The organism is Roseovarius indicus, from assembly GCF_008728195.1.
GTDB classification, from domain to species: domain Bacteria; phylum Pseudomonadota; class Alphaproteobacteria; order Rhodobacterales; family Rhodobacteraceae; genus Roseovarius; species Roseovarius indicus.
On the sequence record NZ_CP031598.1, the window covers coordinates 2,451,021 to 2,471,573 of the forward strand.

The 20,553-nt window shown below is 66.0% G+C and carries 20 protein-coding genes; 12 read left to right on the forward strand and 8 right to left on the reverse strand.

The window, feature by feature from the left end:
- Positions 1-43 precede the first annotated feature (43 nt).
- The 6 genes from RIdsm_RS11420 (at position 44) to RIdsm_RS11445 (ending at position 5,869) form a co-directional block, all read left to right on the forward strand.
- Complete coding sequence (locus RIdsm_RS11420; protein WP_057816488.1) at positions 44-418, forward strand: VOC family protein; 375 nt, start codon at positions 44-46, stop codon at positions 416-418.
- Entirely contained in the window at positions 411-1,352 is a 942-nt protein-coding gene (locus tag RIdsm_RS11425) for a DMT family transporter (RefSeq protein WP_074939791.1), read from the forward strand. The genes RIdsm_RS11420 and RIdsm_RS11425 overlap by 8 nt, the downstream gene beginning before the upstream one ends.
- A gap of 66 nt (positions 1,353-1,418) precedes the next feature.
- Complete coding sequence (locus RIdsm_RS11430) at positions 1,419-1,796, forward strand: VOC family protein (RefSeq protein ID WP_057816490.1); 378 nt, start codon at positions 1,419-1,421, stop codon at positions 1,794-1,796.
- A gap of 174 nt (positions 1,797-1,970) precedes the next feature.
- On the forward strand, positions 1,971-3,395 hold the full coding sequence (gene cysS / locus RIdsm_RS11435; protein ID WP_143100358.1) for a cysteine--tRNA ligase: 1,425 nt from the start codon (positions 1,971-1,973) through the stop codon (positions 3,393-3,395).
- Positions 3,396-3,495: 100 nt separating this feature from the next.
- Positions 3,496-5,106, forward strand: a complete 1,611-nt coding sequence (cimA, locus tag RIdsm_RS11440) for a citramalate synthase (protein WP_057816492.1) — start codon at positions 3,496-3,498, stop codon at positions 5,104-5,106.
- Positions 5,099-5,869, forward strand: a complete 771-nt coding sequence (locus RIdsm_RS11445; protein WP_057816493.1) for a squalene/phytoene synthase family protein — start codon at positions 5,099-5,101, stop codon at positions 5,867-5,869. Before cimA ends, RIdsm_RS11445 begins: the two co-directional genes overlap by 8 nt.
- A gap of 7 nt (positions 5,870-5,876) precedes the next feature.
- Here RIdsm_RS11445 and RIdsm_RS11450 read toward each other — a convergent pair whose 3' ends face one another.
- From RIdsm_RS11450 to cobA, 6 genes are all read right to left on the reverse strand, one after another.
- Positions 5,877-6,686, reverse strand: coding sequence for a metallophosphoesterase family protein (locus tag RIdsm_RS11450; RefSeq protein ID WP_057816494.1), 810 nt, complete (start codon positions 6,684-6,686; stop codon positions 5,877-5,879).
- A complete protein-coding gene (locus tag RIdsm_RS11455; protein ID WP_057816495.1) occupies positions 6,683-7,573 on the reverse strand; it encodes a diacylglycerol/lipid kinase family protein in 891 nt (296 codons plus the stop codon). Before RIdsm_RS11455 ends, RIdsm_RS11450 begins: the two co-directional genes overlap by 4 nt.
- Positions 7,574-7,726: 153 nt before the next feature.
- Positions 7,727-8,392, reverse strand: a complete 666-nt coding sequence (locus tag RIdsm_RS11460; protein ID WP_057816496.1) for a hypothetical protein — start codon at positions 8,390-8,392, stop codon at positions 7,727-7,729.
- A 1-nt stretch (position 8,393) separates the two neighbouring features.
- A complete protein-coding gene (locus RIdsm_RS11465; RefSeq protein ID WP_057816497.1) occupies positions 8,394-9,611 on the reverse strand; it encodes an MFS transporter in 1,218 nt (405 codons plus the stop codon).
- A 42-nt stretch (positions 9,612-9,653) separates the two neighbouring features.
- Positions 9,654-10,934, reverse strand: coding sequence for a cobyrinic acid a,c-diamide synthase CobB (locus RIdsm_RS11470; protein WP_057816498.1), 1,281 nt, complete (start codon positions 10,932-10,934; stop codon positions 9,654-9,656).
- 100 nt (positions 10,935-11,034) lie between these two features.
- Positions 11,035-11,886 carry a uroporphyrinogen-III C-methyltransferase gene (gene cobA / locus RIdsm_RS11475; protein WP_057816499.1) on the reverse strand — a complete coding sequence of 284 codons (852 nt, stop codon included), beginning with the start codon at positions 11,884-11,886 and terminating at the stop codon, positions 11,035-11,037.
- Between the two features lie 124 nt (positions 11,887-12,010).
- Between cobA and RIdsm_RS11480 the strand changes: the two genes are divergently transcribed.
- From RIdsm_RS11480 to RIdsm_RS11500, 5 genes are all read left to right on the forward strand, one after another.
- Positions 12,011-13,057, forward strand: a complete 1,047-nt coding sequence (locus tag RIdsm_RS11480) for a cobalt-precorrin-5B (C(1))-methyltransferase (protein ID WP_057816500.1) — start codon at positions 12,011-12,013, stop codon at positions 13,055-13,057.
- Positions 13,054-13,782, forward strand: coding sequence for a cobalt-precorrin-6A reductase (locus RIdsm_RS11485; protein ID WP_057816501.1), 729 nt, complete (start codon positions 13,054-13,056; stop codon positions 13,780-13,782). The genes RIdsm_RS11480 and RIdsm_RS11485 overlap by 4 nt, the downstream gene beginning before the upstream one ends.
- Positions 13,779-14,408 (forward strand): DNA-3-methyladenine glycosylase family protein, encoded by a 630-nt coding sequence (locus tag RIdsm_RS11490; RefSeq protein ID WP_057816502.1) that lies wholly within the window; start codon positions 13,779-13,781, stop codon positions 14,406-14,408. The genes RIdsm_RS11485 and RIdsm_RS11490 overlap by 4 nt, the downstream gene beginning before the upstream one ends.
- Positions 14,405-15,070 (forward strand): alpha/beta hydrolase, encoded by a 666-nt coding sequence (locus RIdsm_RS11495; protein WP_057816503.1) that lies wholly within the window; start codon positions 14,405-14,407, stop codon positions 15,068-15,070. Before RIdsm_RS11490 ends, RIdsm_RS11495 begins: the two co-directional genes overlap by 4 nt.
- A gap of 299 nt (positions 15,071-15,369) precedes the next feature.
- The gene (locus RIdsm_RS11500) at positions 15,370-16,338 is read left to right on the forward strand and encodes a murein L,D-transpeptidase catalytic domain family protein (RefSeq protein WP_057816504.1); all 969 of its coding nucleotides are present in this window, start codon (positions 15,370-15,372) and stop codon (positions 16,336-16,338) included.
- A gap of 119 nt (positions 16,339-16,457) precedes the next feature.
- Here RIdsm_RS11500 and RIdsm_RS11505 read toward each other — a convergent pair whose 3' ends face one another.
- Entirely contained in the window at positions 16,458-17,330 is an 873-nt protein-coding gene (locus RIdsm_RS11505; RefSeq protein ID WP_057816505.1) for an NAD(P)-dependent oxidoreductase, read from the reverse strand.
- Between the two features lie 76 nt (positions 17,331-17,406).
- Between RIdsm_RS11505 and RIdsm_RS11510 the strand changes: the two genes are divergently transcribed.
- On the forward strand, positions 17,407-19,878 hold the full coding sequence (locus RIdsm_RS11510; RefSeq protein ID WP_057816506.1) for a penicillin acylase family protein: 2,472 nt from the start codon (positions 17,407-17,409) through the stop codon (positions 19,876-19,878).
- Between the two features lie 163 nt (positions 19,879-20,041).
- Here RIdsm_RS11510 and RIdsm_RS11515 read toward each other — a convergent pair whose 3' ends face one another.
- Positions 20,042-20,383, reverse strand: coding sequence for a hypothetical protein (locus RIdsm_RS11515; protein WP_057816507.1), 342 nt, complete (start codon positions 20,381-20,383; stop codon positions 20,042-20,044).
- Between the last annotated feature and the right edge of the window lie 170 nt (positions 20,384-20,553).

Consider the following 20,553-nt stretch of genomic DNA (forward strand, 5'->3'; position numbering starts at 1 on the left):
TAATCTGATTTGGCAACGGAATCAACATTCGAAGGAGGACCCCATGCAGATCGAACATGTGAACATCACCGTCCCCGACCCCAAGGCGAGCGCCGCCAAGCTGTGTGAACTGTTCGGCTGGCACATCCGCTGGCAAGGCGATGCCCTTAACGGAGGGTTTACGGTGCATGTCGGCGACGAGGACAGCTATCTTGCGCTCTATGCCCCGATACCGCCGCTGGAACCGCGCGGTGTGACCTATGGGCGGGTCGGCGGGCTTAACCATGTGGGCGTGGTGGTCGACGACCTGCGCGGCACCGAGGCAAAGGTGAAGGCGGCCGGATATACGCCGCATAACCATGCAAATTATGAACCCGGCGAACGGTTCTATTTCGACGGGCCCGACGGGATCGAATTCGAGGTGGTGCATTATGGCTGAGGCCGCGACTACGGGGCGGGCCATAAGTCTGTTGCTTTACACCGGCGCGTTGCTGGGGGTGAACTTCCCCCTCGGCAAGCTCGCGGCAGAGGCCGGGATGCCGCCGCTCATGTGGGCGATGGTGGTCTCGGCCGGGGCGGTGGGGCTGATGATCCCGGCGCTGGTGGTGCAGAAGCGGTTCGTGGTGCCGAGGGGGCAGATGCTGCGCTACACGGCGGTTTCGGGGCTGGTGACCTTCGCCGCCGTCAACGGGCTGGTCTTCCTGCTGATCCCCCATGTCGGCGCGGGCTATGCCGGGCTGATGTTCGCATTGTCGCCGGTGGCGACGCTGGGGGTGACGGCCTTGGCCGGTCTCAAGACGCCGCCGCGGTTGGGCGTGATCGGCATCGGGTTCGGGCTGGCCGGGGCCGTGGTTGTGGCGTTGACGCGCAGCGGGACGGGCGGCGCCGAGGGGGTCATCTGGCCGCTTCTGGCCTTTGCCATCCCGGTGATCCTGGCGCTCGGCAATGTCTATCGCACCCTCGACTGGCCCGAGGGGGCGCATCCGGCGGCGCTGGCGGTGTGGAGCCATGTCTTCGCTTTGCTGGCTTTGGCCGGGTTTCAGGTGGCGCTGACGGGGGACCTGCCGCTCCACCACCTGCGCGACGCGCCGCTGGCCGTGATGGGCCAGGCGCTGGCGGCAGGGCTGACCTTTCCGGCATTCTTCGCTCTGCAGAAGGCGGGTGGGCCGGTGCTGCTCAGTCAGATCGGCTATGTCGCGGCAGCGGTGGGGCTGGCGACTGGCACGCTGCTTCTGGGCGAAACCTATGCCCCGCTTACATGGGCGGGGGCGGCGGTCATCGCGGTGGGCATCGGGCTCACCATCCGTGCACAGGTGGCGCCCCGTCCCGACGTCAGCCGTGCTGAGACGGCCGCAAGTCGCTGCCCCGCCTGATCCGGGGCGCCGCCACCGACACCAGGTGGCGGCGCTTTTTGGTGGTTTGACGATGAGGAGCTCCCCATGCAGATCGAGAAATTCGGCATCATACTGAACACCGAGCAGTACGCCGCGTGTGTGAGCTTCTACCGGGACGCGCTTCAGTTGGAGGTGTTGTTCGAGAAGGACACGGAGGAGGAGCGGCTGACCTGTTTCGACCTGGGCGGCGTCTATCTCATGGTGGAGCCGGGCGGGCGGGCGTCTGCTAGCGGCAAGCCTCCGGCAGACTGCCCGTCCAAGCTGCGTTTCAACGTGGCCGATGTCGAGGCGGCCGTGGCGGAGCTGGCCCGCCGGGGCGTGCGGGCCGAGCTGCGCCGGCGCCCCTGGGGCATCACGGCGGAGTTCCATGACCCCGACGGAAATCGCTGTGCGCTGCGGGAGGTGGCGGGTTTCGGGGCATGAGATGGCTTGACCGGCCGGGGGCGGCCTCATATGGTCGCCCTCATGACGACCGCACCCATCATCATTTGCTGCATTACCCGTTGACATAGTCAGGCGGGCCGGTCTTCTATTCCATCTTCCAAACCGAGTTGATAAGCCCGCCGCGGGAAACGCATGCCTGCGCAAGAGGGCCCTATGACCGAGATCACGCTCTACAACACGAAGACGCGGAAGAAGGAGCGGTTCGCGCCGCTTAATCCGGAGAATGTGCGCATGTATGTCTGCGGGCCGACGGTCTATGACCGGGCCCATCTGGGCAACGCGCGGCCCGTCGTGGTGTTCGACGTGCTTTACCGGCTTTTGCGGCATGTCTATGGGCCGGACCACGTAACCTACGTGCGCAACTTCACCGACGTGGATGACAAGATCAACGCGCGAGCGAAGGAGAACGTGGGCGAGGGCGGCGACGTCAATGCCGAGATCGCCCGGCTGACGGCGCAGACGACGCAGTGGTTCCTTGACGACATGGGGGCGCTGGGGGCGCTGGAGCCGTCGATCAAGGATGATCCGGATCATCAGAAGGCGATGCCGCGGGCGACGCAGTATATCCCGCAGATGATCGCGATGATCGAGGGATTGATCGAGAAGGGTCATGCCTACGAGGCCGAAGGGCATGTGCTTTTCGCGGTCGATAGCTGGAAAGAGCGGTACGGCAACCTGTCGGGTCGGTCGGTCGACGACATGATCGCCGGTGCCCGGGTGGAAGTGGCGCCCTACAAGCGGAATCCGATGGATTTCGTGCTGTGGAAGCCCTCGTCGGACGACCTGCCGGGGTGGGAAAGCCCCTGGGGACGCGGTCGGCCGGGCTGGCATATCGAGTGCTCGGCCATGTCCTATGAACTGCTGGGGGACAGCTTTGATATCCACGGGGGCGGCAACGACCTGATGTTCCCGCACCACGAGAACGAGATCGCCCAGTCCTGCTGTGCCCATCCGGAGGGGGAATTCGCCCGCGTCTGGATGCATAACGAGATGCTGCAGGTGGAAGGCAAGAAGATGTCCAAGTCGTTGGGCAATTTCTTTACCGTGCATGACCTGCTGGAGAAGGGCTATCCGGGGGAGGTGATCCGGTTCGTGTTCCTGAGCACGCATTACCGGAAGCCGATGGATTGGACACACGAAAAGGCCATGGAGGCAGAGGCGGAACTTCGTCGTTGGAGAGCCTTTGCGGCTGGCATCGAGCCGATGGGATCGCCGCATCAGGACGTGGTGAAGGCGCTGGCGGATGATCTTAACACCCATGGCGCTATCACGATCCTGCGGGAGCTCTACAAGTCCGGCAATGCACATGACTTCCGTCAATCGGCTGAGTTGTTGGGGTTGCTGACGCCTGAGCTTGGCAGTTGGGCAGATGGAGACATTGAGCCGGAAGTCGGCGAGCTTATCGATCACGCTCTGAAGATGCGGACTGAAGCGAAGGCAACGAAGGATTTTGCGACCGCCGATGCTCTCCGGGATGCATTGGCGGAGGCAGGCGTTCTGGTGAAAGATACCAAGGATGGCGCCTCGTGGGAGTTGGGCCCTAACTTCGACCCTGCCAAACTGGAGGCCCTGAAATGAGCCACCCGGCAACGACGCACCGTCGCTTCCCGGGCCTGACCCGGGACCTCTGCGCCACCGCGAGGCCCCGGCTCGGGGGCCGGGGCGGGGAGGTCTGTCGATGACCCGCGAGCGCCTCTACCTCTATGACACGACGCTGCGAGACGGGCAGCAGACGCAGGGGGTGCAGTTCTCCACCCCCGAGAAGCAGGCCATTGCCGAAACGCTCGACAAGCTGGGGCTCGATTATATCGAGGGGGGCTGGCCGGGCGCGAACCCGACCGATAGTGCGTTTTTCGACGCCGCGCCGGAGACGCGGGCCACGATGACCGCCTTCGGCATGACCAAGCGGGCCGGGCGGAGTGCGGAGAATGACGATATTCTCGCCGCTGTGCTGAATGCGGGTACGAAGGCGGTGTGCCTTGTCGGCAAGACCCATGATTTCCATGTCGAGACCGCGCTTGGCGTCACGCTGGAAGAGAATACCGAGAATATCGCCCGGTCGATCGAGCATATCGTCAAGCAGGGCCGCGAGGCGCTGTTCGATGCGGAGCATTTTTTCGACGGGTACAAGTCGAACCCCGACTATGCGTTGGAAACGCTGAAAGCGGCGTTGGATGCGGGGGCGCGGTGGATCGTGCTGTGCGACACCAATGGCGGCACGCTGCCCACGGAGATTTTCACCATCACCAGCGCGGTGATCGCGGCCGGTATTCCCGGCGAGCGGCTGGGCATTCACACCCATAACGACACCGAGAACGCGGTGGCGGGGAGCCTTGCCGCTGTCGATGCGGGGGCAAGGCAGATCCAAGGCACCCTGAACGGGCTGGGGGAACGGTGCGGGAATGCGAACCTGACCTCGCTCATCCCGACGCTGCTATTGAAGCAGCCCTATGCCTCGCTTTACGAGACCGGGATCACGGAAGAGGCGCTGACCACGCTGACCATGGCGAGCCGGCAGCTGGACGAGATCCTCAACCGGGTGCCGATGAAACAGGCGGCCTATGTGGGCGCCTCGGCCTTTGCCCACAAGGCGGGGCTGCATGCCTCGGCGATACTGAAGGATCCCAGCACCTACGAGCATATCGACCCGACTGCCGTGGGCAATGCCCGCGTCATCCCGATGTCGAACCAGGCCGGACAGTCGAACTTGCGCCGCAGGCTGGCCGAGGCGGGGCTGGAGGTGGAGCCGGGCGACCCGGCGCTGGCGCGTATTCTCGACGAGATCAAGGAGCGCGAGGATCGCGGCTATACCTACGACAGTGCGCAGGCGAGTTTCGAGCTGCTGGCGCGGCGGGAGCTGGGGCGGCTGCCGGATTTCTTCGAGGTCAAGCGCTACAAGGTCACGGTCGAGCGGCGGAAGAACAAGTACGACAAGATGGTGTCTCTGTCCGAGGCGGTTGTCGTGGTGAAGATCGATGGCGAGAAGAAGCTGTCGGTCTCGGAATCGATGGACGAGCTGGGCTCGGACCGGGGGCCGGTCAATGCGCTGGCCAAGGCGCTGGCCAAGGACCTGGGCAAGTACCAGTCGGCGATCGACGACATGCGGCTGGTGGATTTCAAGGTGCGGATCACGCAAGGGGGCACCGAGGCCGTGACACGGGTGATCATCGACAGCGAGGATGGCTCTGGCCGCCGCTGGTCGACCGTGGGGGTGAGCCCGAACATAGTGGATGCGTCTTTCGAGGCGCTGCTTGACGCGATCGCGTGGAAGCTCTTGCGCGATGCATGAAGACGTCATCGCCTGTGCCGATCTGGTGCGCCGGGGCGATCCTGACCGCTTTCGCGCGGTGATGGCGGCGCCTGTGCCCGCGCGCGAAAAGCTGTTTCCGGTCTATGCCTTCAACCTCGAGGTGTCGCGGGCGCCGTGGGTGACGGAAGAGCCGATGATTGCCGAGATGCGCCTGCAATGGTGGCGCGATGCGCTGGAGGAAATCCGCTCGGGCGGGCCGGTGCGGCGGCACGAGGTGGCGAGCCCGCTGAGCGAGACGGTCGATGCCGAAGGTGCGGAACTGCTGGATCAGCTGGTTGCCGCGCGGCGGTGGGATGTCTACCGGGAGCCCTTCGAGGATCTGGCGCATTTCCGGGAATACCTGGGCAAGACGTCGTCCAACCTGTTGCTGGCGGCGGCCGGGTCGCTGGCCGAGGTGCCGGAGGATACGGTGCGGGAGGCGGGCTATGCGCTGGGGCTGGCCAACTGGCTGCGGGCGGTGCCGGCGCTGGAAAAGGCGGGGCGCATTCCGCTGGTCGAAGGCACACACGCGGCGATCCGGTCGCTGGCGGAAGAGGGGCTCGACCACCTGGCCAGTGCCCGGTCGGCGCGCGGCAGTATCCCGAAACCGGCGCGGCCCGCCTTGCTGGTGATGTGGCAGGTCGGGCCGGTGCTGAAGGCGGCGCGGGACGACCCGGGGCGCGTGGGTGACGGGCTGCTCGACCCGGCGCCGTTTCGCAGCCGGCTCGAGCTTATGGCGCGGGCGGCCACGGGGATGTGGTAGCCGCGGCTCAGGCGCCCTTCTTCACGGTCCAGCCTTCTGCGCGGGTGACGAAGCGGCGGGTCTGGGCCATGGCGAAACTGTCATCGCCCTCGGCGGCCGCATAACGGGTCACGTCGATCAGCCCGTCGTCGATCTCCAGCAGGTTGAAATCGTTGTCCTGCCCGCGCAGGCGGGTCGACAGGCCGGTGCCGGCATGGACCTGCAGGACCGCGTTGCGCCCCGGTTTCTCGGCAAAGGGATCGGCGCGCCAGCTGTGCAGGTGGCCGGAGAGGACGATGTCGGTGTTGAGGCGTCCGAGTTCCTCCATCGCCTCGTCGGCGCCGCGCATCAGCTTCTTCTTCTCGCCCGGCAGGTGTTCGAGCGGGTGATGGGCCACGACGATCCGGGCGCGGCGGCCGCGGGTGTTGCAAAAGGCGTTGCGGACCCTGTCAAGGGCACGGGGCGTGAACCAGCCGCTCTGGTGTGCCATGGGGTTCACGGTATTGACCCCAAGCACGATCATCTCGCTGTCGTGGAATTCCGGCTCGAGGTCGGGCGATATCCACTTGCGGTACTGCCGCCACGGCCAGAGGAACCGCAGAAACAGGTTATGAAGCGGCACGTCATGATTGCCCGGGACGGCCAAGACCGGCGCTTCGAGCCGGTCGATGAAATCCCGTGCCGCGCGGAACTGCGAGGGGCGGGCGCGCTGGGTCAGGTCGCCGGAAATGGCCGCGAGGTCGGGCTCGAGCTCGTTGACCGCCTCGACCAGCGGGTCCAGCAGTTCCGGCCGGTCGCGCCCGAAATGCAGGTCTGACAGGTGGGCGATGCGCCTCAACGGATATCCCCTTGCCGTGACTCGGGGGCCATGACGTTCAGCTCGTTTTCAATGACCTGAAGGTCGTAAGGCGCCGCCATCCGGTCGCGCTCGCCATCGCAGGCGATGTCGTGCTTTTTCTTGTGGTCGACGATCTGGATGCGCTTGGCCGCGACGAAGTCGAATTCCTTTTCCCGCTCGGCCAGCCCCAGCGCCAGCAGCAGCGCGTTGCGCAGCATCCCCCAGCGGTTGGTATCTGGGGCGATGAAGAGGGCGAGCCGCCCCTTGGCAATCTCCTCTTCGCCCTGCAGGCCAACCTGGTTCAGCTGAAAGGCGTTGTTGACCGCGAAGATCAGGGGCGTGCGGCGCTCGAGCACTTGGTCGCCCGCCTCGATGCGCACGCGCAGCGGACGGCGCAGGGTGACCAGCGTCAGGAAGACCGACCAGTAGGCGGCGATGCGGCGGCGGCCCCAGCGGCGATAGACATCCTCGCGCGTCTTGAGGATGGCGGGGTAGGCGCCGAGGCTGGCGTTGTTGAGGAAGATGCGCTCGTTGATCCGGGCGATGCGGACGGGGCGGGCGGCGCCCTCGCAAAGCAGATCGACCGCCGCCGGTATTTCGGTGGGAATGTCGAGCGACCGGGCGAAATAGTTGAACGTGCCGAGTGGCAGGATGCCCATGGTCACGCCGGTGCCGTGCAGGACACTGGCCACGCCCGACACTGTGCCGTCGCCGCCGGCGGCGACGACCATGTCGAAGCCTTCCTCGACAGCCTTGCGCGTTGCCGGAAGCAATTCCGACCCGCTGTCGAGAATGCGCAGCTCGGCGCCCGGCGCATTGGTTTCCAAAGCCTTACGGATCTGCGCAGGAATGTCCTGCGTATCGCGGCGGCCGGATTTCCCGTTCATGATTACGCAAATGCGCCCGAGATGACTTCGGGTACCTTCAATTGGTTGCATTTTCATTCTGTCCCCGCGCGTTGCGCATACACCTGTCCTTCAACGCGACGCAGGCGGGCGAGTTCCCCGGCTTCACGAAAAGCTGATAGCGGGCGGAGGCGGTCAGTATGCGGCCAAGGCCTTGCGGAGCCAGCTTGCGGGCCGTTTGGAAAGATATGCGAAGGCATCCTCGGGCGCGATGGCTTTGCGGTGCATGAATTCGGCAAGCGCGACGGCGCGAGATGCCTGTGACATATACCCCGCCCAACCGGCCTGTTCGGCCGCTTCAAGCTGGATCACGCCAAATCCGGCGATAATGGCGTGGAGGTCGGTGGCCAGTTCATGGGCGGGTTCGCCCCCGGGCAGATCGTCGACCACCGGGGACAGACGGGCATGGATCAGCTCGTGTGCGAGCGTGTTAATGAACACGACCGGGCGGCGCATCAGCTTGGGATTGTAGGTGATCAGCGGTGTCTCGGCGTCATCCCAGTACTGGCCGGCGGTGTCGCTCATCCGGCCATATTCATGCAGCAACTCGTCGGGCAGGTCCGGCAGCGGCTCGAGCTCGATGGGTTGCGTGGTTCCGAGCAGGCGCTTTATGTCCTCGAAAACCAGCAGGGCGGTTTCGTGATTATGCCCGCCCGGGGCGTGAAAATATTCTTTCGTCGGGCGGATGAGCTCGGCCATTTGCCACCAGAACGGCCGCTCGCTTTCGACCCAGTCGAAATTTTCGGTGATCCAGTCGTGCAGATCCTCGCCGATCAGGGGCTTCTTCCCGAACAGGCGCACCTCAGGCCTCTTTCGGCCTCAGCACGAGCCAGATCAGCGCCCCGCCGGCCAGCGTCAGGCAGGGGATCATGGCGAGGTTGACCGAGGCCCAGCCGGCTTCGGGCGTGCCGCCGGAGCAGTTCATCAGCCCGCCCGAGGACAGCGAGGCCATGGTCACGCCGCCGAAGACGATCAGGTCGTTGAGCCCCTGCATCCGCCCGCGCTCATGCGGTTCATGCGAGGCGGCGAGCATGGTGGTGGCCCCGATGAAGCCGAAATTCCAGCCGAGGCCCAGCAGGATGAGGGCGAGGAAGAAGTTCTCCAGCTCGACCCCCTGCAACGCCACGGCGCCGGCGCAGGCCAGGATGAACAGCCCCAGCCCCATGATCTTTTCTGTGCCGAAACGCGCGATCAGGTGGCCGGTGAAGAAGGATGGCGCGAACATCGCCAGCACGTGGCCGGTGACCACGTCGGCGGCGTTGCTCGTCTCGAACCCGCAGCCCACCACCGCAAGCGGCGTCGAGGTCATCACGAGGTTCATCAGCGCATAGGAGACGGTGGCGCAGATCACCGCCACGGCGATGCGCGGGGTGGTCAGGAGCTCCATCCGCGAGCGCCCACGCGGCGCGTCATCCCCCGGCACCGGCGGTTTGGGAATGTCGAGGAAGAGGAACAGGAAGGCGCCCACGAGGTTCACGCCGATCACCGCGAGGTAGGTGCCGAGGAACGGGATCACCATCGCCTCGGCCGTCATCTTGACCAGCTGCGGCCCGATCACCGCGCTGATCAACCCGCCGGCCAGCACGTAGGAAATGGCCCGCGGGCGGAATTCGTCGCTGGCCGTGTCGGCCGCGGCGAAGCGGTAGAAGCCCTGTGCCGACATGTACATGCCGGTGAAAAGGCTTCCCAGCAGGTAGACCGGGAAAGAGCCCAGGTAGAGGCCGTAAGCCCCGATCGTGGCCCCGATGGCCCCGCCGGCGGTGCCGATCACGAAGCCCGCGCGCCGCCCCCAGCGCTGCATCGCCCAGCTGAGCGGCGTGGCCGACAGCATCGAACCCAGCACGATCAGCGAGATCGGCAGGGTGGCGAAACAGATATTGCTGGCCAGCGACTGCCCGGCCAGCCCGCCGACCACGAAGATCATCGGCATCTGCGAACCAAGCACCGCCTGCGCCAGCACAAGGACGGCGACGTTGCGCTTGGCGCGGGTATCGGAGTGGGGCAGAACGGCATCGGTCATGCCGCTCTGCTAGCCCCGTTCCCCGGGGGCCGCAAGTGGGTGCTAGCGCACAGTCGGACCTGCGTCGATGACATGGGCGAAGCTGCCGCTGACCCGGCCGCGGCGCAGGCCCATGTCTGGCAGGCATGTGCCCTCGGCATCGGTGGCGCGAAAGAGCGGGTCGCCGACTTCCCGCAGGGTCGTGGCATAGTGGAATTCGTGGCCGCTGAGCGGCCCGGTGAAGGGCCCGCCGAGGGGCGCGAGATGGCGATACCCGAGGTGGAGGCGCCGCGATTCGAACGAGGTCTCGACGCTCAGCAGGCCGGCCATCGCGTGGCGGGTGCCACCGGCATCGACCAGCCCGTCGCCGAGCACCATGTAGCCGCCGCATTCTCCATATATGTCGGTGGTTTGTGCCGCTCTCCTCAGGCTTTGAAGGAAGCGTTCCGACGACGCGATGCGGCCGGCATGCAGTTCCGGATATCCGCCCGGGAGAAAGACGAAGCCGGCCTCGGGGACAGGGTCGTCGGCCAGTGGTGAAAAGGGGCGAATCTCGGCCCCCCTGGCGCGCCAGTCGGCCAGCATATGCGGGTAGGAGAAGGCAAAAGCCTCGTCGCGGGCCAGGGCGATCACCTGGGCGGGCGGGTCGAGCCTTGGAGAGGGGGGCGCCTCGGGCAGTGGGCGCGCGAGAGCGCACAAGCCCGCCCGGTCGAGCGTATCCGCCAGCGCGTCGGCCGCCCGGTCGAGAAACGCCTCGAGGTCGGGGCGCTCCTCTGCCTGGACGAGACCGAGGTGCCGCGACGGCTGGGTGAGGTCTGTATCCCGCCGCAGCGCTGCCAGAATGGGCAGGCCCAGCGGTGCGAGGGCCCGGCGCAGCATCGCCTCGTGCCGGGCGCTGCCCACGCGGTTCAGGATCACGCCGGCCACCCGCACGGCCGGGTCGAACGCGGCAAAGCCTGCCACCAGCGGCGCGACCGATCCGGCCATTCGGCCCGCATCCACCACCAGCACGACCGGCAGGTTCAGTTCACGCGCCAGATCGGCCACGGCGCCGCGCCCGTCCGGCGGCGCGCCGTCGAAGAGGCCCATCGCCCCTTCGATCAGCAGCAGACCATCGCCCGCCGCCAGCGCCCGCAGGCGTTCGGGGCCCATCGCCCAGGCGTCGAGGTTCACGCAGACCTGGCCGCAGGCGGCCTCGTGAAACTTCGGATCGATGTAATCCGGCCCGGATTTCGCCCCACGCACCGGCATCCCTTCGCGCGCCAGAAGCCGCAACAGCGCCAGCGTGACGGTCGTCTTGCCCGCGCCGGAAGAGGGGGCCGCAAGGATCAGGCCCTTTCCCACGCCAGGACTTTCATCTTGCCGGAAATACTCCGGGGGAGGCGTTGAAATTCCAAGGGAATTTCAACGTCAGGGGCAGCGCCCCCCAAGTCCCGTCCACCCTTCAAGACGCCTCGGCGGGGCGCCCCCGGCCCAGCGGGTCGAGGTTGCGCGGGCGTTCGCCCGCCAGCATGCCCTGCCAGTCGAGCACCTGCCGCATCAGAACCGAGCGCCCGACGCAGAGGATGGCGGGCGGCTCGAGCGTGCTGGCGGCGATGTCTTCGGCCATGCGGCCCAGCGTGGTTTCGAGCACCTGCTGGTCGCCCGTGGTGGCGGCACAGACCACGGCGCAGGGTTCGCTGGCCGGGCGGCCAGCGTCGATCAGCGCTCCGGTGATCTGTTCGACGTGCTTCATGCCCATGTAGATGACGATGACCTGGCTGCCCTGGGCGATGGCTTTCCAGTTGAGGGACGAGGGTGTCAGCCCCGACTGGTCGTGGCCGGTGACGAAGGTCACCGACTGGTTCACGTCGCGGTGGGTGACGGGGATGCCGGCATAGGCCAGCCCGCCGATTCCGGCGCTGATGCCGGGGATGATGCGGATGGGAACGCCATGCTGCACAAGGGTTTGCGCCTCTTCCCCACCGCGGCCGAAGACGAAGGGGTCGCCGCCCTTGAGGCGCAGGACGCGCTTGCCCGCCGCCGCGAGGTCGACCAGCCGGAGGGAAATGTCGCGCTGTACCGCGGAGGGTTTGCCGCCGCGCTTGCCGGCGTAGATATGTTCGGCCAGCGGGGCCCAGTCGAGGATGCGGGGCTCGACCAGCGCGTCGTAGATCACGACGTCGGCCTGCCGCAGGGCGTTGAGCGCGTGCAGCGTCAAAAGCCCCGGGTCGCCGGGGCCGGCGCCGCAAAGCCAGACCCAGCCGGGTTCGAGCGTGGGCCAAGGGCCGTTGGGAAGATCAAGCGAGTCGGTCATGACCCTTGTATGCCCCGACTTTGCCCGTCGGGAAAGGGCGGCAGCGACGCCTGACCCTGCCTGTCGCGACATGTGAATTGCGGATTGGCCTCGATTTGCGGCATGCCTATAGTCCGCCCCTGAGATGGCCCGCAAACCCGACAGACCCCTGCGCCGCGGCTGGACCACGGGCGCCTGTGCCACCGCCGCGACGAGGGCGGCGTTGCTGGGGTTGTGGGGGGCGGAGCGGCCGGACCGGGTGACCATCACGCTGCCGAAGGGCGAGCAGCCGGAGTTCGGGATTTCCCATTGGGATCAGGGCGATGGGTGGTGCGAGGCGGGTGTGGTCAAGGATGCGGGCGACGACCCGGACGTGACGCATGGTGCGCTGGTGAAGGCGCGTGTGTCGGCGTCTGAGGGGGGCGTGGTGTTTGCCGCAGGAGAAGGGGTTGGGACCGTGACCATGCCGGGCCTGCCCATTCCGCCGGGGGAGCCGGCGATCAACCCGGTGCCGCGCCGGATGATGGAAGACGCGGTGGGCGAGGTGGCGGCCGAGTTCGGGAAGGCGCCGGATATCCGGATCGAGGTGTCGATCCCCGGGGGCGCGGCCTTGGCGCAGAAGACGTGGAACCCGAGGCTGGGGGTGAAGGGCGGTTTGTCGATCCTGGGGACGACGGGGATCGTGCGGCCGTATTCCTGTGCCGCCTGGATCGCCTCGATTCACCGGGGGATTGATGTTGCCTGTGCGCAGGGGCTGGAACATGTGGCGGGCTGTACGGGTGCAAGCAGTGAAAGGGCGGTTCAGGCACTCTACGGCCTGCCGGATCATGCGATGCTGGACATGGGGGATTTTGCCGGGGGCATGTTGAAATACCTGGCGAAACATCCGGTGCCGCGGGTGACCGTAGGCGGCGGGATCGGCAAGATGACCAAGTTGGCGCAGGGGGCGCGGGACTTGCATTCGGGGCGCAGTCAGGTGGATTTCCGAAAGCTGGCCGAGGTGCTTGGGGATGAGGATGTGGCTTACATGAATACGGCCCTTCAGGTGTTTGAAAATACGGGTGAAAAATACGCTGAATGGGTGGCGGAAACGGCCTTGGACCAAGTGCGGGCGATGCTGCCGGAGGGGGTTCGGGCCGATACGGTGGTGACCGATCGCCAAGGCGCGATACTGGCGAGGGCCGGGGTATGAAACTGTTGCTTCTGGCGGGCACGGGCGAGGCGCAGCAGGTGGCCAAGGCATTGGTGGAAAGGGATATTCCGGCGGTGGCGTCGCTGGCCGGGGCGACGCGGGCGCCGAAGCCGACGGGGTTGCCAACCCGGATCGGCGGGTTCGGGGGCGAGGAGGGGTTTGCCGCGTTCCTGGAGGCCGAGGGGATCACGGCGGTGCTGGATGCGACGCACCCCTATGCACATCGGATATCGGAACGCACGGCGCGGATTTGCAAAGAAAAATCAGTGCCTTACTGTCAAATCCTCAGACCGGAATGGATCCCGGGGCCAAAGGACCGGTGGACACAGGTTCAGCGCGAGGAGGACGTGGCAGCGCTGGTGCCGGAGGGTGCGACTGTATTCCTGGCGACCGGGCGGCAGACGCTGGACCGGTTTGCCAACATGGGCCATGCGCAGCTGATCTGTCGCCAGATCGACCCGCCGGACCGCCCATTTCCATTCGTTAACGGAAGGTTTCTTGTGGGGCGTCCGCCTTTTTCGGTGGAGGAGGAGCGAAATCTGTTTCAAGAGCTCGGTGTCGACTGGCTGGTTGTTAAGAACGCGGGCGGGGCGGCGGCGATGTCGAAGCTGGTGGCGGCGCGGGAGTTGGGCTTGGACGTGGCGATGATTGTACGGCCGCCGCAGCCCGATGCGCTTAAGGTTGCGAGCGTTGCGGAGGCGCTGGACTGGGTGGAGGGCCTGTGACCGGGCGGATCATCGAGACGTCGGCGGATGTCGAGGAGGGTGCGGATTACCTCGAGCGCGTCTGCCCGCGGCTGGCGCATGCGCGGCAGCTGACGGGGCCGCTGCCGCTCAGGCGGAAGCCGGACGGGTTTGCCCAACTTTTGAGCGCCATCGTCAGCCAGCAGGTGAGCATCGCGTCGGCCGCGGCCATCTGGGGCCGGATGAAGGCTGCCGGGCTGACCGGGCCGCGCAAGATCATGTGGGCGAGCGACGACGATCTGCGGGCCGTGGGGCTGAGCCGGCAGAAGATCCGCTATGCCAGGGCGCTGGCGGAGGCGCGGATAGATTTCAAGGGGTTGCGGGGCAAACCTGATGCGGAGGTCGTGGCGACGCTGACCGAGGTGCCGGGCATCGGCGTGTGGACAGCGGAGATCTACGCGATGTTCAGCCTTGGCCGGGCGGACGTGTTCGCGCCCGGTGACCTGGCCCTGCAGGAGGCGGCGCGGGTGCTTTACGATCTGCCGGAGCGGCCGAAGGACCGGGAGTTGAGGGCGATGGCCGAGGCGTGGAGCCCGTGGAGATCGGTTGCGGCGCGGCTTTTGTGGGCCTACTACCGGGTGGACAAACAAAGGGAAGGGATCAGATGACGCGCGTTCTGAAAGCGGGCCGGACGGAGCCGCAATCCGGTGAGACACGGTCGATCGTGGTGTTCCTGCACGGCTATGGTGCGAACGGGGCGGATCTGCTGGGGCTGGCCGACGTGCTGGGCGAGCATCTGCCCGATACGCTGTTCGTGGCGCCGGATGCGCCGGAAGTGATCCCGATGATGCCGACGGGGCTGCAATGGTTCCCGATCCCGTGGATCGACGGCTCGTCCGAGGAAGAGGCCGAGCGCGGGCTTATGGCCGCGGCGGAGGATCTGAACGCCTTTCTCGATGCGCTGATGGTGGACGAGGATGTTCTGCCGGAACAGGTTGTTTTGTTTGGGTTTTCCCAAGGGACGATGATGGCACTGCATGTTGCGCCGCGGCGCGAGGATTCGGTGGCGGGCGTGGTGGCCTTTTCGGGGCGGCTGTTGTCGCCGGACCTGTTGAAGGACGAGGTGGTGAGCCGGCCGCCGGTGCTTCTGGTGCATGGGGACCAGGATGACGTGGTGCCGCCGCAATCGCTTCCCGAGGCCGCCGAGGCGCTTCAGGCGGCGGGGTGGAAGGACGTCTATGCCCATGTGATGAAGGGCACGGCGCACGGGATCGCGCCCGATGGGCTGTCGGTGGCGCTGGCCTTCATGCGCGACAAGCTGGGGCTTTAAAACCAGGTTAATTTCCGGCCGGACAGGGCCCCAAAGGTGTTGCGCGGCCCGGATGAATTAATTTCGGTAAACGGCTGAAATGGCCGGAAATCCAACGTCGGTATAACGTCGGTATTTTGTCGGTATGCCATCGGTGCGGGGGAATGGCCGATGGGATGCGGGCGGAAGGTTAAGGCGCGGTCTGGCCTTTTCGGCGCGCGCGGTTGGTACGCGGCGAACCGTCTTGGCTGTTGACTGTTTTTCGCGGCGGGCCCACGCTCGGAGCAAGGACGCTCTGACAGGAGGATTGCCGTTTGCCGATGAAATTGCCTCGCCTCTTCTTTGTCGCCACGATGGCCGCCGCGATGACGGCCTCGGTGCCTGCCAACGCGGCGGACAGCGCGGATATCCCGGGCTGGCTGCAAAAGCATGTCGGGACAGGATATGGCCAGATTGCCCCGGTGGTGCTGGAACGGGCCCGGGCGCTTTACCAGCAGAAGGTCAAGGCGGGTGAGATCAGCAACCCCTGCTATTTCGCCAAGGATGTGACCCGGCCAAGCGGGACGAACGGTGTGGCGACGCCGCGCTTCTACGTGATCTGCGAGGAAGAGAAGTCGTTTCAGGCGGTGTCGTCGGGCTATGGCAACGGGCGGAACCTGAAGAAGGCGGATTTCTCGAACGGGCGGCAATGCGCGCAGAATTTCAGCAATGCGGAAGGGTCGAAGCTGACCATGGGCGGGCCCTATGTGACGGCGGAGACGAAGACCTCGTTCAAGGGTTATTACGAGCAGGGGGGCAAGAAGACGCCGTTCTATCGGTCGTTCCTGCAATACGACGGCGAGGGCGAGACCGAGAATGCGCGAGAGCGGGAGATCGGCGGGCACGAGGCGCGGTTCCTGAAGTGGCAATGCCGGTTCACGAAAGAGGACAGCCCCCATGCCGACGAGGAGGGCTATGTGCCCTTCGGCACGCTGGTGAACTATACCGGCGGGCGGAGCAATGGCTGCACGACATGGTCACCATCCGAGACCGAGGAGGTTCTGCCGCTGGCGGACGGGAAGCCGACGACGCTGTATGTCTATCCGGAGTCGCGGGATATCGACGCCGTGGCGAATGCGGTGACGGCGGGGACGTCGCTGTCGAAGGCGGGTGTTTACTGGAACGCGGAGTGCCTGAAGGCGATTGGCAAGCCGAAGTTCTGGCCCAAGAGCCAGTTGCAGCCGATCATCGACGATTGGCGGGAGTCCTTGCCGGAAATGGCGCCCTATGTGCTGCCGATCTGCAAGTGAGGGGTGAGGGGGCTGTGGGGCTGAGCGGCGCAGATTGACGGAGCGCCCACGCAGCGACCCAGGCCGCGGCTGGAAGCGGGGCGGGCCGCGCCCACCTGCGGTTGGGCGCGGCCCGGCTTTTACCCCAGCTTGCGGAGCCGCTTGAAGAGGCTCGAGGTGTCCCAGCGGCCGCCGCCCATCTTCTGGACGTCCTTGTAATACTGGTCGACCAGCGCCGTGACGGGCAGGGATGCGCCGTTTTCATTGGCGGTGTCGAGGCAGATGCCGAGATCCTTGCGCATCCAGTCGACCGCGAAGCCGTGGTCGAACTTGTCGTCGAGCATGGTCTCGTAGCGGTTGGCCATCTGCCAGGAGCCGGCGGCGCCCTGGCTGATCACCTCGACCACGGAGCGGCCGTCGAGGCCGGCCTTCTCGGCGAAATGGAGGGCTTCGGAGAGGCCCTGCACGAGGCCGGCGATGGCGATCTGGTTGGCCATCTTGGTCATCTGCCCGGCGCCCGAGCCGCCGATTCGGCGGCAGAGCTTGGCGTAGGTGTTCATGACCGGCTCGGCGGCGGCATAGATGTCTTCGTCGCCGCCGCACATGATCGAGAGCTGGCCGTTCTCGGCGCCCGCCTGGCCGCCGGAGATGGGGGCGTCGACATAGCCGAGACCCGCCTCTTTCGCGGCGGCGTAGAGTTCCTCGGTGACCTTGGCCGACACGGTGGTGTGGTCGACGAAGGTGGCACCCGTCTTCATGCCGGCAAAGGCGCCGTCGTCGCCCAGGCAGACGCTGCGCAGGTCGTCATCGTTGCCCACGCAGGACATGACGAAATCGGCGCCGTCGGCGGCCTCGCGAGGGGTGGGGGCGTGGGTGCCGCCGTGCTGATCCACCCATTTCTCGGCTTTCGCGGTGGTGCGGTTGTAGACACAGACCTCGTGGCCCGCCGCCTGCAGATGCCCCGCCATCGGGTAGCCCATCACGCCAAGGCCCAGGAATGCCAGTTTTGTCATCGTCTCTTCACCTCCCATTGTCTCGCCCCGAATTTCTGACTATCCCGGCCCGAGATGCAAGGAGAAACCGGGCGGCATGGCGCAGGTCTTCAAATGGCTTTTTCGGATTGCCGGGGCGATGGTGGTGCTGGCCGTGCTGGGTGTCACGGTCGTCTATTTCCTGCTGTCCCGGTCATTGCCGGAGTATGACAAGACGCTGGCGGTGAACGGGCTGTCCAGCAAGGTCGAGATCGTGCGCGACCATTCCAACGTGCCGCATGTGTTCGGGGGCACCGACCTCGATACGTTCTTCGGGCTGGGCTATGCCCATGCGCAGGACCGGCTGTGGCAGATGGTGATGCTGCGGCGCACGGTGCAGGGGCGGCTGTCGGAGGTGTTCGGCACGCAGACCGTCGAGATCGACAAGGTGCTGCGGCGGTTCGACCTGTACGGGCAGGCGCGGGATTCGGTTTCGGTGCAGGATGCGTGGACGCAGGAGGCGCTCAGGGCCTATTCGCGGGGGGTCAACGCGCGGCTGAACGAGATCAACGAGGAGGCGCGGGGGCGCGGGGCGCCGGAGATGTTCCTGTTCGATTTCCCGATTTCGCCGTGGCAGCCCGCCGATTCGATCGCCATCGTGAAGCTTCTGTCGGTGCAGCTGTCGGCGCATCTGCAGGAGGAGGTGCTTTTTGCGCGGACCTCGATGGCGCTGGGGGATGACGGTCTGATGGAGGATATCATGCCGCTGGCGCCGGGCAGCGGGATCGCGGCGCTGCCGGATTATGCCTCGCTGTTCCCGGAGCTGAAGGACCACGCGCCGCGCTATGCGAAATCGGATATCACCGCCAATCCGCTGTCGCCGTTCCATGACCGGGCCTTTGCGGGGGCGTCGAACGCCTGGGCCGCCGCGCCGTCGCGCTCGGCCGCGGGCGGCACGCTTCTGGCCAATGACCCGCATCTGGAACTGACGGCGCCGGCGATCTGGTACCTGGCGCGGATCGAGCTGTCGACCGGCGGCGTGATCGGCGGGACGATCCCCGGCGTGCCGGTGGTGATGACGGGCCGGAGCGAGAAGCTGGGCTGGGGGGTCACGTCATCCTACATGGACGATCAGGACGTCTATATCGAGCGGCTGAACCCCGACAACCCGGGCGAATACCTGACGCCCGACGGCTACAAGGATTTCCGCACCGAGAGCACGATCATCGAGATCAAGGACATGGACCCGATCACCCTGACGCTGAGGTGGACGGATAACGGCCCGGTCATGCCCGGCACCCATTACGACCTGGCCGAGGTGACCCCGCCGGGGCATGTGGCCTCGGTCGCGTGGACGGCGCTGTCGGGGGCGGACACGACGATGACCGCCGCGATGCGGCTGATGCAGTCGCAGAATGTCGACGAGGCGCTGGAGGCGGGCAGGTTCTACGTCGCGCCGTCGCAGAACCTGATGCTGGCCGATGACGAAACCATAGCCATGAAGATGATCGGGGCGATGCCGCGGCGCAATGCCGGGCACGAGACCAAGGGGCGGATGCCGTCGCGCGGCTGGGTGGAGGCGAACCGCTGGCCGGCGATGACGCCCTATTCGGCGAACCCCGAGTTCGTGGCGCCGATCGGCGGGGTGCTGGGCAACACCAACAACAAGACGGTCGACCGGCCGTTCCCGTCGCATGTGAGCTTCAAATGGGGGGACACGCAGCGGATCCACCGCTGGCAGCGGCTGATGCAGTCGCGCGAGGTGCATACGCGCGACAGTTTCATCGAGGCGCAGCTGGATACGGTGAGTTTCACCGCGCGGTCGCTGTTGCCGCTGATCGGGCGGGACCTGTGGTTCACCGGCGAGGCCGCGCCGGACGGCACGCCCGAGCGGCAGCGGCAGCGGGCGCTGGACCTGCTGTCGAACTGGAACGGCGAGATGAACGAGCATCTGCCGGAGCCGTTGATCTATGCCGCCTGGCTGCGGGCGCTGATGACCCGGCTGATCCAGGACGAGCTGGGGCCGCTGGCGACCGAGTTCACGCATCCCGACCCGGTGTTCATCGAGCGGGTGTATCGCGATATCGACGGGGCGTCGGAATGGTGCGACATCAAGCAGTCGACCCAGGAGGAGACTTGCACCGACATCGCGCGGCTGGCGCTGGACGATGCGCTGGTGTGGATCGACGACAACTACGGCACCGCGCTGGAAAGCCTGCGCTGGGGGGATGCGCACCAGGCGACCCATGACCACCAGGTCCTGGGCGATGTGCCGTTGCTGCGGTATTTCGTGAATATCCGGCAATCGACCTCGGGCGGGGACAACACCCTGTTGCGCGGGCGGACGAGCGGCGAGGGGCCGGACCCGTTCCAGAACGTGCATGGCGCGGCGTTCCGGGGGGTGTATGATTTCGCCGACCCCGACAGCAGCGTGTTCATCATTTCCACCGGCCAGTCGGGGCATTTCCTGAGCCGGCATTACGACGACCTTTCGCAGCTTTGGCGGCGGGGGGAGTATATTCCGATGTCGCTTGACCCGGCGTTGGCGAGGGCGGCGGCCGTGGGAGTGACGATGCTGGTGCCGCGGTAGGGGCGGGTGCCGGAATTTTCGAAAATTCCGGGGACGGAAAATTGGAATTTTCCGGGCCGTTTTCTTCGAAGAAAACGGGGCGTTGCGGGTGGGCCCAATGTGGCGACGGGCAGGGACATGGCGGTTGGCCGCCCGAGAGGGCGTTGTTCAGACCACCCTGTCGTCAGTATTGCGGCATCCGGGCAAGACAGTTTTTTGCGAGCATTCGAACACTTTGCCAGTCTTCCGAGTGCCGAAGCGCACCGAATGTCCAAATATGCGCGTTTGTGGTGGCGCTCATGATCCCGAACAAGTCGTCGAGTTTTCGAAGCTCGTCGAACAGGGCGGCGTGATCCGGTTTGATGGCTTCGATCGCCCTGTACATGTCATCGAATTCGAGTGCGAGTTCGCCAGGACCGACGCCGCATTGTTCGGGATCGATGTCATCGAGATAGGCGACCTGAGTATCGACCGGGCTTGCCAGGACGCGTAAGGTTTCCTTCAGCATGGAAAGCCGGTTGTCCATGACATCTCCCCGTGTCTCATCCTGGTGGAAGGCCGTCCTTCCGCAAATCTTCCAGGGCCGCCGCCGGTGCGGCCGCAATGGCAACGTACCGGGTATTTCGCTTATGGCGCCAGCCTCTATCGCTCCGTGTTTGACCTTGTGCGGAACCCCCACTAGCTTCATTTCCAACG